Raw genomic sequence first — 17,623 nt, 5'->3', positions numbered from 1 at the left:
CGGCCACGAGCTGAATAACTTAGTTAAACTAGGGGAGCAAGCTCGTGGCCGCAAACTATTCTTCCCACGAAACAGTGAATTTTAAGGACAACTAATGCACAGCGAATTAGAGCTACTAAATCCCGCCGCAATCCGCGAACTATGCGAGGCTTTAGGGGTTCGCCCAACCAAAACTCGTGGACAAAACTTTGTTCACGACGCTGGCACCGTCCGTAAAATCGTGCGAGCCGCGGGAGTTCAGTCCGAAGATAAAGTACTCGAAGTTGGCCCTGGACTGGGCTCTTTGACCCTAGCTCTGCTTGAAACTGGAGCACAAGTTACCGCCGTCGAGATTGATGAACTCCTGGCACACGCCCTACCAACTACCATCAAATCTCGTGCGGGAGAAAAAGCGGCCAATCTGAGGGTCTTAACGAAAGATGCTCTGGCAGTAAAATCCTTGGCTGATTTAGAACTGGCAGAACGTGTTAGTGGTAGTGAAGAATTCGCGCCACCAACCAAACTGGTAGCAAACCTGCCCTACAACGTGGCTGTTCCAGTGATCCTTTCGCTACTCGCTGCGCTACCGAGCCTGCAAGAAGTGCTAGTGATGGTGCAGGCCGAGGTCGCAGATCGCCTCGCGGCAAAGCCTGGCAGTCGGATTTATGGGATTCCTTCCGTGAAGGCTCAATGGTACGGTCAAACGCAACGACTAAACACCATCGGACGAAATGTTTTCTGGCCGATCCCGAATGTGGATTCCGCCCTCGTCCAGCTAGTTAAATGGCCGGCCGAGCTCGATCCCAAAGCCCACACCAAAGCTAGCCGGGAAGAAGTCTTTGCAGCTATTGACGCCGCTTTCAGCCAGCGTCGTAAGACTTTGCGTTCTGCACTCGCCAAATGGGCGGGAAGTTCTGCCGAGGTCGATCGGATTGCTCAACTCGCCGGAGTAGATTCTAGCCAACGAGGCGAAAAACTTGAAATACACGACTTCATCGCCTTGGCGGAAGCGAAAAACCAGACTGAAACTGAAGGCCTCGAGGTGCTCTCGACAGCTAAAGTTACCGCGGTAGAAACCACGGAAGATGCTGCTAGCGGGTCAGCGGTGCCAGGACGCTGGGCCTTGGCGAGCGCGCCCGGAAAAGTAAACCTCCTGCTGCGTTGTCAAGCCCCCGATACGGTCGGGGAATATCATCAGCTATTCACGGTTTTTCAAGCCCTTTCGCTGCGAGAAAGCGTTTTAGTTCGGGTACGCGATGATCAGGAAATAACTCTCAGCCAGTTGGCTGAAAACCAAGCGGGGGATGCCCTCGAACTAGATCCAGAGCTAGTCGACCTTGCCCCTGAAAAACACTTAGCTTACCGGGCCGTACACGCCTTCCAAGCGGCCGCTAATCTGCCATTCGGGGCAGATATTTTGGTGGTCAAACGAGTGCCCGTTGCCGGTGGTATGGCCGGAGGAAGTGCCGATGCCGCAGCCGCACTAATCGCTGCTAATGAAGCCTTCCAAGCTGGCTGGAACCTTGATGAACTAGAAGTTTTGGCTACTACTTTGGGGGCAGACGTTCCCTTCTGCCTGCACGGGGAAAACGCCCTCGGAACCAACCGCGGTGATGAACTGCAATCACTACCGGCAGGAGAAAAACGCTGGTGGGTAATGGTCACCAATCAACAAGGCCTCTCCACCCCTGCGGTGTTCCGAGCGGCCGATGAACTTCACTGGCAAGCGCAAGCGCAGGGCCGACCAGAACTTGAACTGCCAACCTCGCTGCCTAACGAGCTGCCCAAGCAGCTTTGCCACGACCTATTGGAATCCCAAAATGGCGACCCTCAAGACTGGAAACGATTCGGTTCGGCCCTGCAAAACGACTTAATGATTCCCGCCCTAAGCCTGCGAGAAGACGTACATCAACTACTGCAGTTCGCATGGGGGCTACCGGTCCCATTGCACGCCTTCATTTCTGGCTCAGGACCAACCATTGCGATTGCTGTACCCGATGAGGCGGCAGCTAAAATTGTTCAGGCCGAAATGAGCCAACAACCGGGGGTTGCCCAAGCCCTGATCTTGACTGGTCCCGAACCTGGGGGACGCGTGGACGCCCAAGGACAGGGAACACTTTCACAAGATTTGACCCAAATCTACCCGGTAGAAAAATAGGAGAAGCTGCTAGCAATGCACCTAATCGGATTACAACAAGTACGCGCTCTAGCTGGTTCTCGGATTCTGCTCGATGACATAACCTTAGGTTTGGAGGCTGGCGCTCGCGTGGGCGTCCTAGGCCCAAATGGAGCGGGCAAGTCAACGCTTTTGCGGATCCTTGCCGGTACCGGAGAGATCGCCTCGGGGCTTCGTACCGTTACCGGCGGGGTAGAAATCGCGATGCTCAGCCAGCAGGATGACTTCACCCCAGAAATGACGGTGGCCGAAGCAATCCATGCAGGTAAAGAAGCGCATGAATGGGCTACCGATCCAAAGATCCGACAGATCCACACGGGACTATTAGCGGACGTGCCACTTGACGCATTGGTCGCTAATCTTTCAGGCGGTCAGCGACGGCGAGTCGCACTAGCAGCCGCCTTAACCGCCCCAGCACAAGTGCTTTGCTTAGACGAACCCACTAACCATCTTGATGTCGAGGGCGTTGACTGGCTCGTGCGCCATCTCCAAGAACGCTTTAGCGGCAGTGGTAAAAACAAAGGCGCCCTAGTAGTCGTTACCCACGACCGTTGGTTCCTTGATGCCCTGTGCACGCGAGTATGGGAAGTGGTACCCGGAATCGAACTCGGAAACGGTCGGCCGCAGTTACCGGGGCGAATCGAGTTCTACGATGGTTCCTACGCAGCCTATGTCCTAGCTCGGGCCGAGCGCGCCCGACAAAATGATCTTGCGGCTCAAAAGCGTGAAAACCTGTTACGTAAAGAACTAGCCTGGTTGCGTCGAGGCGCGCCTGCTCGAACCTCCAAACCGCGTTTTAGAATCGCCGCCGCGGAAACCCTTATCGCTGACGTGCCACCACCGCGTGACAATGTCGAACTGTTAAAGATGGCAACCGCAAGGCTCGGGAAGGACGTAGTCGACCTCGAGGACGTTTCTCTGTCTTTCCCACAGCCTGAAGGTGAACCAAAGGTCATTCTCGATGAGGTTACGTGGCGGCTGGCGCCAGCCGAACGTGTCGGGATCGTGGGTGTTAATGGGGCTGGAAAAACCACTCTTTTGCGTTTGCTTGAAGGGGTCTTGCCGCCCTCGGCTGGCCGAGTCAAGACCGGAAAAACAGTAAAAATCGCCACCCTTTCGCAGGCTACCCACGAACTCGATGCGGTAGCCGACTTGCGGGTGGTAGAGGCCGTCAATGAAGTTGCTGCCACGATTACCGTTGGGGGAAAAGAATTGACCGCATCCCAACTTACCGAACGCCTTGGGTTCACCAAATCGCGGGCATGGACTCAGGTTAAGGAACTATCAGGTGGAGAACGTCGTCGCTTGCAACTTATGCGATTGCTAATGAGCGAACCAAATGTTTTGCTTTTGGACGAACCCACTAACGACCTCGATACCGATACTTTGGCGGCCATGGAAGATCTGCTCGATTCTTTCCCTGGAACGCTGGTGGTAGTTTCCCACGACCGGTACTTATTGGAGCGCGTTACCGATCACCAAGTTGCTCTGCTCGGTGATGGCAAGCTGAGAGATTTGCCTGGGGGAGTCGAACAATATCTTGAAATGCGTCGTGCGCAAGCACAAGGTGCCAATGTAGCACTTACAGGTTTTGATAAGACTGAGCAATCGAATGACGAAACTGCTGGCGACCAAGTAGCTTCGGACGAGCACAGCGCTGCTTCGTCCACGTTGAGTGCCGCCGAACGACGTTTGAAGCAAAAAGAAGCGGATAAGCTTGAGCGCCAACTGCAAAAAGCTAACCAGGCGGTTGAAAAGCTACATGCCAAGTTGGAAGAAGTTTCCGCCCAAGCGATGACATCAGAAAAAGCACAAGAACAGTTGGCGCAGCTTGGACGCGATTTGCAAGCGGCCAATGAACAAGTTGAAGAACTAGAAATGGCTTGGTTAGAAGCCGCTGCGGAACTTTAACTAATCTTTCCGTTTGGAAAAAGCGTGTTAAGGACGCACAATAGTTTCTTCTAGGTAAAGAATCGGAAAGCTATTTTCAGCAAGATAGCGCCTGATTCGTCCCCAGAATTGATTTCGCCAAGGGCACAGGGAGCAAGGAAAACTCCCAAAACTAGCGCGAGATGGTTATTATGGGGACAGTTGTTTTTAGGACGAGGAGAGAAAAATGCCAATTGGGAAGGTCAAGTGGTTCGAGCCGCGTAAGGGTTTCGGCTACGTTACTGGCGAGGACGGAAAAGACGTCTTTTTGCACGCCAGTGCGCTCCCGGAAGGGGTAAGCACTTTACGTCCTGGAACAAAGATTGATTACAGCTTTGCGGACAGCCGTCGCGGTCCTCAGGTTTTGTCACTTGAAGTTTTGGCAGAACCAGCGGATACTCGCGGCCCCCGTCGTAAGCCAGAAGAAATGGTTCCTCTAGTTGAGGATTTGATTAAGCTACTGGATCAGACATCTGAACCATTGCGTCGCGGACGTTACCCTGAAAACGGCCGCAAGCTAGCTAAGTTGCTACGCGCTTTGGCTCACGAGTTCGACGCCTAAACTGGAGTTGCCAAGTGGAGAAAAAAGCTGCGAACAAGACCCCTGCCAGCGCAGAGAAAAAAGCTAAGCCGCGTCGTGATGCGGTTTTGCAAGCTGCCGTTGAACAGGCTCGTGAAGCAGCACTCGACTTGGCACGACCAGGTCACGTTGGTGATCACCTCGGTTCTCATGCCGATGGGGAACGACTTTTAACCCATTACTTTGCATGCTTGCACCCTGGATATGTGGGCTGGGTGTGGGCTGTTACCATGGCTCGCGTCCCTCGCAGTAAAGTGGCCACGATTTGTGAAGTAGAAATGATTCCTCACGAGGGCGCGCTCTTAGCACCACCGTGGGTTCCTTGGGAAGAGCGCCTTCGCCCCTCTGACGTGTCGCGTGGAGACGTTGTACCTTACCTAGCAAACGATGAACGTCTGGTGCTGGGCAGTGTACGAGCAGAGGATGAAGATATTGACGCAGGTGATGAAACGCGTCTAATGCTTGATCGTCCTCGGGTAATGTCAGAACAGGCAACTAATGCTGTTGCAGGGCGTTGGAAGAAAACTTTGCGTACTGCTCGCGGCAACCATCGTTTCGCCCAAAACTGTGAGACCTGTGCTTTCATGTTGCCGTTAGCTGGTACGCTCGGGAAATCATATGGGGTCTGCGGTAACGAATTCTCTACCGAGGACGGTCGCCTAGTTGCTTTCACTCACGCTTGTGGAGCGCACTCGGAAACCGATGCCGAGCGGACTGACTCGCCATGGGAAGTTGAGCCATTGCGCCTTAATGACTTGACCATGGAAGTTCTGAATCCAGCAGATTTTTGGCTTGACGAGGACGCTGAAGCTAAAGCGGACGAAAGTGCAAAACAGGACTGAGTCCTCGTTCTTTTCCCTCGTTCTGGCTAACGCTTTGGGGCTGAAGCTAAAATCGCGCTAGGATTAAACTAGTCGTTTCATTTGGGGGAGTTTTGTCTAAAACATTTGCATCTTTAAGCATTCCGAATTATCGGATCTGGTTTATTGGCACAACTTTTGCTGCCACTGCCGTTTGGATGCAACGTGTCGCCCAAGACTGGGTGGTGCTCACAGACTTAACTAACAAGAACGCGACCGCAGTTGGAATTGTGACTGCATTACAGTTCTTGCCGCAGCTTTTCTTATCTCCTTATGCGGGCAAAGTAATTGATCGTCTTGATCGAAGGCGTCTAATTCAATTTACTCAAGGTGCCATGGCGTTGATCGCCATGATTCTCTCCTTATTGCTATATTTTGAAGTCGCTCATCTATATCATTTTTATATTTTGGCGTTTTTGGGCGGTTTAGTTCAGACCTTTGATAATCCTGCCCGTCAGATTTTTGTTAATGAGCTGGTTCCGCCTCGCTCCGTGCCTAATGCGGTGGCATTAAATTCGGCATCGTTTAATCTTGCTCGCATGATTGGGCCAGCAGTTGCCGGTTATACCTTAGCCTGGATGGGCTCGTGGCTTGTTTTTGCAGTAAATGCGGCTTTGTTGTTAGGTCCCATCATTGCTCTTGCCGTGATGGATCAAACGGAGTTTCATCCGGCAGTTCATCCTAAGCGTGGCTCGGGGCAAATCCGTGAAGGGCTACGTTATATTATGGCTCGCCGTGACATTGTTGCCATCATGGTGGTTGCTTCGGTGGTTTCCTGCCTAGGCTTGAATTTCCAGTTAACCAGCGCTGTGATGGCCAATGTGGAGTTCCATCGGGGCTCTGCCGATTTTGGTCTGCTTGGCTCGGTAATGGCGATCGGCTCTTTAACTGGGGCTTTGGTAGCCGCTAGGCGAGCAGTTCCTAGGGTTAGAACAGTTGTGGCTGCTGCTTTCGGTTTTGGGGTAGTTGAAGGCATCATGGCTTTGGCTCCGAATTATTATGTGTTTGCGGTATTGGCGGTACCGTTAGGCTTCTTTGCCTTGACGATGATTACCTCAGCAAATGCGGCTATTCAGATTTCCTGTGACCCAATGGTTCGAGGGCGAGTAATGTCCATTTACTCCATGGTATTTTTGGGGACGGTTCCAGTTGGAGCTCCAATCATTGGATGGATTAGCGAAAACTGGGGTGCTCGCTGGGGCCTAGGAGTAGGCTCGATTGCTTGCTTGCTTGTTTCGGGTGTGGTTGGCATGATCGTTTTCCGTAAGTGGGGGATTGACCTGCAGATGCGTTCGAAAGCACCCTTTGTAGAAGTTGTTGGACCTAGAGATCGTTATCTAGGTTTGCATCCCGAAGCCGTAGATCAGATTAGGACAATTTCAATCGAGGAAGCTTTTGCCCGTCAGCAGCAGGCCAAGGACGCTAAAGAGATTAAACAAAAAGCTAAGAAACAAAAGAAGCATCGTTAGTCTTTGCTGGTGTAACTTAATTTTAGACGTTAACTGAGTAACTAGAAAAACTGTACTCTCTTTCCAAAATCAATCATTACGCACCACCTGTTTTACTAAAATCGACCTAACTAACGATTATTTATTCTTTCGTTATTTCTTTTTTGAAACATGGGTGAAAATAAAAAGCATTTACGATTTTGGCTCTACTACGCGGTTTCTGTTGGGTTCGGTGAAAACGATTTCGGACTAGGCAAATAAAGTTGATGAGGTCTTGGGGAAAAAGTTTTCGCGACATGATAAAAAATCCATGTGACCGGTTGCGCTATTAACTGATGGAGGTTCTTGTGAGCGGCCTTATTGATACCACTGAGATGTATCTGAAAACCATCTATGAGTTGGAAGAGGATGGCGTGCCGGCTTTGCGCGCTCGCATCGTGGAACGACTGGGGCACTCGGGACCTACTGTTTCGCAGACGGTAGCGCGGATGGAACGTGATGGTTTGGTTGCTTTGACTGATCATCGTCGACTTTCGTTTACTGATGAGGGACGGCGCCGGGCGACCTCGGTTGTTCGCCGTCATCGACTGGCGGAATGTTTGTTGGTAGGCCCGCTTGGACTTGAACTTGGTCAAGTGCATCAAGAGGCATGCCGTTGGGAACATGTTATGAGTGAATATGTTTCAGAGCGTTTGGCTGCCGTCTTGGAAGATCCTGAAGTTGATCCTTTTGGTAATTTGGTTCCTTCGCTAGATGACGATAAATCTTTGCGTGATCCTCGCGGTCTTTCTTGCAGTGAACTCCGTGTCTCGGCAGAAGCTAAAAAATGTGTTCTGATTCGCATTGGGGAACCTTTACAGGCTGAACGATCGATTCTCGATCAGATGATTTCGATTGGGGCATTGCCTGAGAAGGAAGTGATGATTCGTCGCGAAAACCGCTATATTCTGCTGGAAACTCCAAGTGGTGAAGTTTCAATTCCAGTAGCTTTAGCGATGCATTTATTCGTTCGCGACTAATCCAAATTGTGGCAAAAGCAGACTGGTAGCGGAATAAATCACGACGACATAAGACGTTTCATGTAATCAAAACGTGACATTCTCGAAACTTTCTGGTTATCATTGAACCCGTAAATAAAGCAGGCTTAGTTAGTCTGTGCCGAAAACTTCGGAGGAAAACAAATATGCAGAAGACCTCGCAGGTACGTCATCGTGCCGCAAAGCGTCCGAATGACTCCCGCCGCGGCGCACGTACCATGGCAGCTGCAACCACCACTGGTTTAGCTCTATCCGCCATCGCAGGTGCAGGTGTTGCAGGGGCATCCCCAGTAGAATCCGGGGCTGCTACTGTTGACGTTTCTTCGCTAGCTCAGAAAGCACAGGCTGCTCTTGCAGTTAATGCTCCAGTAGCTGTTGCTAAGGATGCCAAGTGGGATGCTGAAGGTGCAGATGTTGAGGTCAAGGTATTTGATGCTCGCGCTGAACGCCGTAAGGCTGCTGAGGCTGAAGCTAAGGCTCGTCGTGAAGCCGAAGAAAAGGCTCAGCGTGAAGCTGAAGAAGCAGCACAGAGTGCCCGCTCTTCCCGTTCCGCCTCCCGCAGCGCTACCCGTAGTGCAGCTCGTTCTGCGGCACCTTCGAATAACTCATCTGCTAACACCTCGTCGCAGTCGGCTGCTAAGGCAGAAGTTAAAGAGGCTCCACGTGCAGTATCCAGCGCTGGTAGCTCTTCAGTAGTCGGTATTGCTTTCCGTTACCTCGGTACCCCTTACCGTTGGGGCGGCTCCACTCCTTCCGGCTTTGACTGCTCAGGTTTCACTTCTTATGTTTACCGTCAAGTTGGGATCAACCTACCTCACTCCTCTGGTGCTCAGCGGGGTCATGGTACTCAGGTCTCTGCAGCAGCAGCTAAGCCAGGTGACCTCGTTTGGCACCCAGGCCACGTCGGTATTTACATTGGCGGCGGCAAGATGATTCACTCTCCACGTCCAGGTAAGGGTGTTGAGGTTGTGCCAGTTCGCGGTGGCGATCGTTTCTACCGCATGCGCTGATTCTAAAACTTTTAAAACAGGCGTTTAAGCTTTCGAGCTTAAACGCCTGTTTTAGTTTTACTACCATTGTGGCGGAGGTTATACTGTAGGAACTAAACAAGGAGGTTCACGGTGAACAACGAAGTTATCGTGGTAGGTACCGATGGTTCAGATGAATCCTGGACAGTTTTGGATTGGGCTGTTGGTCGCGCCAAAGTTGCTAATGCTCAGTTACAAGTTTTAGTCGCATACAATTTGCCTTCTCTGACCCCTGCCGGAATGGAAGGGGGCTACCTGATGGTAGACGATGGTAAGCTTCGCGATTTGGCTTTAGAGACTGCGCAGAAAGCGTGTGATTACGCTAAGGAACGAGGTGTCGAAGCGACCTCGGTAGTACAGCCGGGTGATCCTGCAGCGCTTTTGTTGGAAGCTTCCAACGAGGCATCTTTGCTAGTGATTGGCACTACCGGTTCACAGGGTATTGCTGATCGGTTCTTGGGTTCTGTTTCTGCGTCATTGCCCGCAAAGTCTAAGTGCCCGGTTGTAGTAGTGCCCAAGTTTGAAGGTGGCAGCCCGTTTACTCCAGTTAAAAAGATTGTGGTTGGGGTTGATGGCTCTGATACAGCTTTGACCGCCTTGCGTAAAGCAGTCGATGAGACCGAACTTTGGGGTGCAAAGTTGCAAGCAACTTCTGCCGTTCCTTTTGCTACTGGAAACCACTTGATGGCCTGGATGACACCCTCAGTTGATCGTAAACGAGTAATGCATGATATTCGGGTTGGCCTTGATGTCTCGGTAGATCAGGTAGTTGGTGATCGTGATATTCAAGTCGGTCGACATGTGTTGGATGGAAACCCTGCGGAGCTACTTTCGGAGTTCTCTACTGCAGTAGATCTGATCGTAGTGGGGCGTCGCGGACGCGGTGGCTTCGCGGGGCTATTGCTTGGTTCTACCTCTCATACCCTGTTGGCACGGACTACGTGCCCAGTGATGGTGGTTCCGCAAGAGAAACTTGAAAAGCTCAATGGGGGAGCCACTGCTCCCTGGAATCGCGCATAAACGTTAACTTGTTTTAGGGCCGTCCAATTTTTTGGGCGGCCCTAAAACTATCTGTCTGGTTTTTGTTCAGTTATTTGGTACACTAATGGGCATTGCCCTCGTAGCTCAGGGGATAGAGCACCGCTCTCCTAAAGCGGGTGTCGGACGTTCGAATCGTCTCGGGGGCACTAATTTTTCTTTACTTGAGGATTTTTCTCAGTTTTCTTTGCCCATTTTTGTGAGGTCAAATCTATGAGCTCGACTTTGCCGCCTAAGCGTACATCAGATGCCGATCTAGACTCAGGTACGGTATCTCCATCCAAGGCTGTTAAAACGTCTGCTGAGGGGCAAATTCGCCATGAGGGGGCACCTCGTCATCGCCACCTGATTACATTATTGGGTCCCGCTTTTGTAGCGGCCGTGGCGTATGTCGATCCTGGAAATGTGGCAGCTAATATTACTGCTGGTGCCAGATATGGGTATACCTTGGTTTGGGTACTGGTATTGGCTAATCTAATGGCGGTATTGATTCAGTACCAGTCTGCCAAGTTAGGGTTAGTTACGGGAAAGTCTTTGCCCACTATTTTGGGACAGCGTTTGTCAAAACCCGCCCGTATTTCGTTTTGGGCGCAGGCTGAAATTGTTGCGGCGGCAACGGATCTAGCCGAGGTTATCGGTGGGGCAGTAGCTTTGCACCTGTTATTTGGGCTGCCTTTAGTTTGGGGTGGGGTCATTGTTGGCATCATTTCCATGGTGCTATTAATGCTGCAAAATAAGCGTACTCAGCATCGTTTTGAAATGGCCGTGATTGCGCTTTTAGCCATTATTACGATCGGTTTCTTAGCCGGACTCTTCGTCGATCCACCTTCGCTTAGGGGCACTCTCAATGGATTGGTTCCACGTTTTGCTGGTTCTGATTCGGTATTGGTGGCGGCATCTATGCTGGGGGCTACTGTCATGCCTCACGCGATATATTTGCACTCGACTCTGGTAAATGATCGGCATGGCCAGAGCCAAGAAGGAACTGATCGTCTCCTGCAAGCAAGTCGGTGGGATGTAACTTGGGCATTAATCTTGGCTGGGGCTGTCAATATTGCGCTATTGCTATTGGCTGCTACTTCACTGCGTGGAGTGGAAGGCACCGACACTATTGAGGGTGCGCATGCCGCAATTACTGCTCATTTAGGGCCGGCCGTGGGCGTGATATTTGCAATCGGCTTGCTAGCTTCGGGTTTAGCTTCTACTTCAGTTGGGGCTTATGCGGGTTCTGAAATCATGAAGGGGCTTTTGCAAATTCGAATCCCTATTTTGGTTCGCCGATTGATTACCTTGCTCCCAGCTCTGATTATTCTTGGCGGGGGAATTGACGCTACTTGGGCATTGGTTATTTCCCAAGTGGTGCTTTCCTTTGGCATCCCTGCCGCCTTAATACCGTTAGTTCATTACACCGCTGATGAGGAACTGATGGGGAAGTATCGCGATGGCGTTTGGCTTCGCGTCGCATCTTTGGTATCCACTTTGATCATCTGCGCATTAAATCTGTTATTAATCTATTTAACCTTTACTGGGGTTGCTTGATTAATTCCGATTTAGTCCTCTGGCTAGACCGAATCAATTAACGGAACTGGCATATAAGAACATGAGCTGTGGAGCTGAAGGATTAAAGTCGATCTTGTGCTTTGGAGATCTTTCGTTGCAAGCGGGAGATACGCCAAGCTTTGAGCTTACCAACAAGGCCACCCCAGTAGGGCTCACGTTCTGGTTCTGGTTCGGGACGCTTCGGGTCCAAAGTAGGATCTGTATCGATTGAACCGGTCATGGTTTGATGAGGCCATGCAAGGGTATTTGGGGCGCTCAAACTAACGTAGTTCGGGCGGTCATTTAGGTGTAGTTCATCTTTAATAGTTGGTACTGCAGGCGAGGGCGGATTAGCTGTCCAAGCGGCGACCATCTGAGTCACACGGGCTAGTAGGTTTACCCAAAGCATTAGGGTGGCTAGTGCCGCGAATGAGGCTAGTAGGGGATCGTGGACAGAACCTACGGCAGTGGTTCCTAGGTAGCGGACAATCCCTGAGAATACGCCAAACATTGCGCCGCCTAGTAGGAGATCTTTGCGGGGCACTTTAATCCCAGAGACGAAGGCGATGAGAGTACACCAAACAAAGCCGTCGACAAGTGCTGCGACTAGTAGGGAAGCAATCTTTAAGGAGTACTGAGCGAATTGTCCACTAAGGCCGATGAAGTCGAGAATGGTGCTACCAAGGCTAGATACGACTACGCCAAGAATGGTGGTAAGCAGAACGCCAACACCGAGGATGAGAAAGCCAAGAATGTCCCTGAGCTTTTCGATTAGGAAGTTATCGGGGTATCGTGCAATGCCAAACATTGAACGCAGTGAGATCTTTAAATTTGCCATCACGCGAGTGGCGGCAAAGATTAGGGTAATAATAGCGATAACACCGGCCACGGAGAACGAGGAATCCATGACAAGGTTGTCGGGGTTGATTAGTCCATCTTTTTGCGGAGTCGAGAGCAAACCAGGCATCGCTTGGTTAACATTTTTGACGACTTGTCCCATTAGGGCTTTATCGCCACCGAGGATGGCCATGAGAATTGTCCAAGCGATGGTTAGGGCTGCACCGATTGAGAAAAGAGCTGAATAGGCAATCCCACCACTCATGAGAGCGCCGCGCTGGATGGAGTAACGTGCCAGCATACGTCCGAGCCGAGTACCATTCCACCAACGAAGAGCCGAGTTTACCTTGTCCATTAGGCTAGGCTCTTGCCAAACTTGCTTGAGGCTGGGAGCCGGCACTAAGTAGCGTTGGGCAGTGGTTAGTTCATTGTAGGTGCTTTGAGCAGGGGCTTTTGGTAGCTCAATCTGCTCACCCGCAATGGTGGTGTCTGCATCAGTTACAAACTGGACTTCGGTTTTCTCTTCGCTCATGCCCCCCAAAATAGCAAAGATGCTCTCATTATTAGGACTTGTGGCCCTATTTTAGTGATATTTATGACATTATTTCTTTGGGATAGTTATTATTAAGCTATGCGAATTCAACGACGAATCTCTAGAAGTGTTTTTTCATCTTTTGCGGTACTAGCTTTAGCTACCGCAGGTTTGACTCAGGCTACGCCCTCGGCAATGGCAGATCAGCCAAGCGGTGGTCGTATTTTTTATGTGGATTGTTCTGCACAGACCAATGGTGACGGGTCTTTTGAGTCACCGTTTAACTCATCTGCAGCGGCTAGTTCTGTGACGTTAGCCGAAGGGCAATCTTTACTCTTTAAACGCGGCGTGACCTGCCGCGGGCAGGTACAGATTAACGGTCGAGGAAGTGCTCAATCTCGAATCTACGTGGGTGCGTATGGTGATGTTTCTAAGCGGGCACGCATTGACGCTAATGGTGATAAGAATGCGTTGCTTGCCTTAAACAACGAGTATCTGACGATTGAAGATTTGGAACTTGAAGCTCCTGGAGATAAGCAAAACGAGCGACGTGGTTTATCTTTAGTTTCCCGTGATGGGGGAGTCTTGCATGGCATCGAGGTTCGTGATCTTTATATTCACAATGTTCAGGGATACATGCCAGCCACTAAAGGTGCGCAACCAGGAGCATTTATTGGTAAGGGTCCGAATGCTTCGGGCGGTATTGTGATTGATTCTTTAGGGCAGAACACTCCTTCGGCATTTAAAGATTTGGTTATTGAGAATAACCGGATTGAAGATGTTTCTCGTGAAGGTATTTACTTCTGGTCAAACTGGTGTCGGCGTCCAATGCTGAAACGCTGGGGAAACCTTTGCTCGAAGGAATACACCCCTAATGAGAATGTGCTTGTTCGTGGGAATCGCTTAAAGGACATTGGCGGTGACGGCATCGTCCTGACTGGGATTCAGCATGGGGTGGCCGAGTGGAATCAGCTAGATAACTTTAACCTTGGGGTTGAGGCCTATAACGCAGGCATTTGGATGGCCAATAGTGACCATATCGTTTTGCAGCATAATGCTGTTTCTGGTGGGGTTGGTAATAAGTATGATTCGATGGCATACGACGTTGATCATGCTTCTACTGACATTGTTGTGCGGCACAATCTGTCGCATGATAACCAGGGTGGATTCTTGTTACTTTGTCCAGATGCCATTCAAGGCGATGGTTTTGGTGGCGTTCACGATATTGACGTTTACGGCAATGTGTCGATTAATGACCATACTCGTTGGCTGATGCACGGTTGTGGTGGCGATATTGTCAATATGCGTCTGTTTAACAATACGGCGTACGTCTCTGCCTCCACTCCAGCAGTATCTATGTGGGCGGATATTTGGGGGAAGAATCCACAAGTTGAAGTTTTTAACAATGTACTTTTTGCTGAACCAGGCGCAAACGTGTCTTTTGTTAAGCCTGATGATGGCCTAAGCATTCACCACAACTCTTTCACTGGTTTTACTCCGCCCTCGCAAGCAAGCGAGACACTTCGTGGGCAGGTTTCTTTTGTAAATCCTCAGGGGCATGATCCAGCTGGATACCAGTTGCAGTCTGAGGACGGCCTACTTGGTACCGCTTTGCCTTTGTCCCAGTCGGTGCGTGGTTTTGCCGGCCGAACGTTTGCACATGAACCGCTGGTTGGTGCTTTTAGTCAGAGCGCGGCTGCGTCTAAAGTAAAGGACGCGGGTCTATTTGCCGAGGCCGGTCAGGCACTTTGCTTGACTGCCGAGGGCACTGCCCCGAATTCTCGTGTGACGGCCTTGGCGATCGATAGTGAAGCTGCTCCTATTTCGACTGGGGCTGCTTGGGCGGATGCGCAAGGTAGGGCGTTGGTGTGTTTGCCATCTGTGGGGAACATTCCAGCTGGGGTTTCGTCCTCGGACCTAGCAGTGAAGGTTTTTGGGGCGGATGGTAACACTTTGCGAGAGGTGACCGCCCAAGTGGTGGCTCCAAAGTCCACACCAAAATTCTTTGCAGATTCATTGAGCTTGGTGGATAAATCTTCCGAGCATGATAAAGATGGGCGTCGGGCGGTCAACGCGATTGACGGAAATCTGCAAACTTTCTGGCATTCGAAGTGGATGGCGCCGGCCGCGCAAGCTCCGCACTGGCTCGTGGTTGATGCAGGTAAGACCGTAGAATTGAGCGCGATTCAAGTTACTGGGCGTCCTATTGCCTCAGGTGGAGACAATGGGCGACCGAAGCACGTGAAGGTTTATCTGTCGGATGATAATGCCAACTTCCGGATGGTTACTGAGACGATTTTGCCTAAGCAAGTTGAGCCGGTACTGATTCCTTTGGCCGAGGGCGACAGGACAGTGTCGGGTAGGTACGTAAAGTTCGAAGTGCTTTCCAATTGGGGCGACGGTGATTTTGCAAGCCTTGCGGATTTGAAACTTGTGACTGGTTTTGACTCTCATCTTGGTGGAGTTGGGCTGGGAGTGACCCCTCCGGAGGGTGCTCTTAAAGCTCCAGTGCTCTTGGCAGACGAAGCGCTTATTACTCCTGGCAGCGAATTTGAAGTAGGTGTCTTGGGCTCGAAGGTGGGGAATGCCGAGGTCGAGTTCGCTTGTGACGGCAGCAAACAACAGGTTTCGATCACATCAGACATGATGGCATTGCTGCAGCTCACAGCACCAATGGCCAGTGGACAGTGCTCGGTTATTTTCCGGCAAGGTAAAGAGATTTCGGTAGCTCAGATTAACCTGGGACCACTGCCTACACCAGAGCCGACTGTAGAGCCGACCCCTGAGGCGACTGAGGAAGCTACGGCTGAACCAACTCCTGAGCCTACTAAGGAGCCTACTGTTGAGCCGACTAAGGAACCGACTCCTGAAGTGACTGAGGAGCCAACTACTGAAGTGACTGAGGAGCCAACTCCTGAACCGACGAAGGAGCCTACTGTTGAGCCGACTCCTGAAGTGACTGAGGAGCCTACTGTTGAGCCTACTAAGGAACCGACTCCGGAGCAGCCGAAGCCTCCGGTTAAGCCAACTCCAGAGCAGCCGAAGCCGCAGCCTCCGGTTAAGCCTGAACCGACCCCAGCTCCTAAGCCTCCGGTTAAGCCAACTCCAGAGCAGCCGAAGCCGCAGCCTCCGGTTAAGCCTGAACCGACCCCGGTTTTGCCTGATCCTAAGCCAGAGCCTAAGCCGCTACCTCCGGTAAAGCCGCAGCCTCCGGTAAAGCCTGAACCGACCCCGGCGCCGGTTAAGCCAACTCCGGAACAGCCGAAGCCTCCGGTTAAGCCAGAACCTACCAAGGAACCGGCACCGAAGCCTCAGCCACCGGTCAAGCCAACCCCAGAGCAGCCGAAGCCTCCGGTTAAGCCAGAACCTACTCCGGTTTTGCCTGATCCGAAGCCAGAGCCGAAGCCGCTTCCTCCGGTTAAGCCGAAGCCTCCGGTAAAGCCTGAACCGACTAAGGAGCCAGCTCCGGTTCCAGCACCTAAGCCTGAGCCAAAGCCGCAGCCAAAGCCAGAGCCCAAGCCGACCCCGGTTAAGCCTGAGCCAAAGCCGCAGCCAAAGCCTGAGCCCAAGCCGACCCCGGTCAAGCCTGAACCTAAGCCTGTGCCTAAGCCAGAGCCTAAGCCTGTTCCTAAGCCGGTTCCTGTTCCGGTGAAGCCGGCGCCTAAGCCTGAGCCTGAGGTTTTGGATCCGTTCTTGGTTCGTGCGTCTGTTCCTGTTTTCTCGGTTGCGAAGGATGTGCCTTCTGGTGCGTTGTTTGCTGGTGAGATTAAGTGGATGTATGAGGCTGGTATTACTACTGGTTTTAATTCGGATCAGACTTTCCGTCCTGCGGTTGGGATTGATCGTGAGGCGATGGCGGCGTTCTTGTATCGTTTGGCTGGTCGTCCTGATGTGAAGGGTTATCGTCCGGTCTTTAAGGATGTGGATCAGAAGCGGACTTTGTTCTGGCGTGAGATTCAGTGGATGCATGATGCTGGTATTTCGACTGGTTGGGCTGATGGTACTTATCGTCCGTATCAGCCGGTTAATCGTGATGCGATGGCGGCGTTTATGTATCGTTTCTGTGCGAAGTTTGAAGATAAGTGTTCGAAGCATGTTAACCCTAATAAGTTGGTGGTTAATGAGCCGGTTCCGTTTAAGGATGTGAATGCTAAGACTTTGCATCATAAGGCGATTGCGTGGATGCGTCGTGCGAATATTTCGACTGGTTGGGCTGATGGTACTTATCGTCCGGTTCAGCCTATTGAGCGTCGTGCGATGGCCGCTTTCATCTTCCGTATGGTCCACAACGGAAACGCAGAATAATAGGTACCTATAAATATTGGCCGAGGACGGGAAAAGTAACTGTCGTCCTCGGCCAATATTCGTGTTCACTATTTCTAGGGGTAATGGAATCTTGAGATTCTATGTAAGTTGTAGGGGGTAACTGTGCAACAAGCGGCAGGGGTACAAAAGGGTTTAGAACTGAGCTAAAGTAATCGAGCCAATTCGACTAGTAAGCACTATTGAATCATAGGTTTTCTACATTCTTAGTCTAAATCGGATTGCTTAGGTTTATGCAAGAACGCTTAACTTTTAGTGCATTTAACGTTTGCTCTTTTGGAAGAGTAATTATTGAACTTATTTCCTCTCGATACTCT

At 51.2% G+C, this 17,623-nt stretch carries 11 protein-coding genes and 1 tRNA gene; 11 read left to right on the top strand and 1 reads right to left on the bottom strand.

The features are described from left to right. Positions 1–94: 94 nt before the first annotated feature. The 10 genes from rsmA (at position 95) to BK816_RS06425 (ending at position 11,614) form a co-directional block, all read left to right on the top strand. Entirely contained in the window at positions 95–2,137 is a 2,043-nt protein-coding gene (rsmA, locus tag BK816_RS09785) for a 16S rRNA (adenine(1518)-N(6)/adenine(1519)-N(6))-dimethyltransferase RsmA (RefSeq protein WP_071164440.1), read from the top strand. Positions 2,138–2,152: 15 nt separating this feature from the next. Beyond that, a complete protein-coding gene (locus BK816_RS06465; protein WP_071164439.1) occupies positions 2,153–4,066 on the top strand; it encodes an ABC-F family ATP-binding cassette domain-containing protein in 1,914 nt (637 codons plus the stop codon). 205 nt (positions 4,067–4,271) lie between these two features. Next, positions 4,272–4,646, top strand: a complete 375-nt coding sequence (locus tag BK816_RS06460; RefSeq protein ID WP_071164438.1) for a cold-shock protein — start codon at positions 4,272–4,274, stop codon at positions 4,644–4,646. 14 nt (positions 4,647–4,660) lie between these two features. Then, positions 4,661–5,506: a DUF3027 domain-containing protein gene (locus BK816_RS06455; RefSeq protein WP_071164437.1), complete on the top strand. Its 846-nt coding sequence runs from the start codon at positions 4,661–4,663 to the stop codon at positions 5,504–5,506. 92 nt (positions 5,507–5,598) lie between these two features. After that, positions 5,599–6,993, top strand: a complete 1,395-nt coding sequence (locus tag BK816_RS06450; protein WP_071164436.1) for an MFS transporter — start codon at positions 5,599–5,601, stop codon at positions 6,991–6,993. Between the two features lie 326 nt (positions 6,994–7,319). Beyond that, positions 7,320–7,991 carry a metal-dependent transcriptional regulator gene (locus tag BK816_RS06445; RefSeq protein ID WP_071164435.1) on the top strand — a complete coding sequence of 224 codons (672 nt, stop codon included), beginning with the start codon at positions 7,320–7,322 and terminating at the stop codon, positions 7,989–7,991. Between the two features lie 164 nt (positions 7,992–8,155). Further along, complete coding sequence (locus BK816_RS06440) at positions 8,156–9,019, top strand: C40 family peptidase (protein ID WP_071164434.1); 864 nt, start codon at positions 8,156–8,158, stop codon at positions 9,017–9,019. Positions 9,020–9,130: 111 nt separating this feature from the next. Continuing rightward, positions 9,131–10,057 (top strand): universal stress protein, encoded by a 927-nt coding sequence (locus BK816_RS06435; RefSeq protein ID WP_071164433.1) that lies wholly within the window; start codon positions 9,131–9,133, stop codon positions 10,055–10,057. 94 nt (positions 10,058–10,151) lie between these two features. Continuing rightward, positions 10,152–10,224, top strand: a tRNA-Arg gene (locus BK816_RS06430). Positions 10,225–10,288: 64 nt separating this feature from the next. After that, on the top strand, positions 10,289–11,614 hold the full coding sequence (locus tag BK816_RS06425) for an Nramp family divalent metal transporter (RefSeq protein WP_083379127.1): 1,326 nt from the start codon (positions 10,289–10,291) through the stop codon (positions 11,612–11,614). A gap of 82 nt (positions 11,615–11,696) precedes the next feature. On the opposite strand, the gene BK816_RS06420 is transcribed toward BK816_RS06425, so the two are convergent. Then, positions 11,697–12,983 carry a YihY/virulence factor BrkB family protein gene (locus tag BK816_RS06420; protein ID WP_083379126.1) on the bottom strand — a complete coding sequence of 429 codons (1,287 nt, stop codon included), beginning with the start codon at positions 12,981–12,983 and terminating at the stop codon, positions 11,697–11,699. A 99-nt stretch (positions 12,984–13,082) separates the two neighbouring features. Here BK816_RS06420 and BK816_RS09765 point away from each other — a divergent pair, with 99 nt between their 5' ends. Beyond that, entirely contained in the window at positions 13,083–17,288 is a 4,206-nt protein-coding gene (locus BK816_RS09765) for a discoidin domain-containing protein (RefSeq protein WP_071164432.1), read from the top strand. The last annotated feature ends 335 nt before the right edge of the window (positions 17,289–17,623 follow it).

Origin of the sequence: Boudabousia tangfeifanii (assembly GCF_001856685.1) — a bacterium.
Classification (GTDB): Bacteria; Actinomycetota; Actinomycetes; order Actinomycetales; family Actinomycetaceae; genus Boudabousia; species Boudabousia tangfeifanii.
This window is presented reverse-complemented; position numbering and strand designations above follow the sequence as displayed.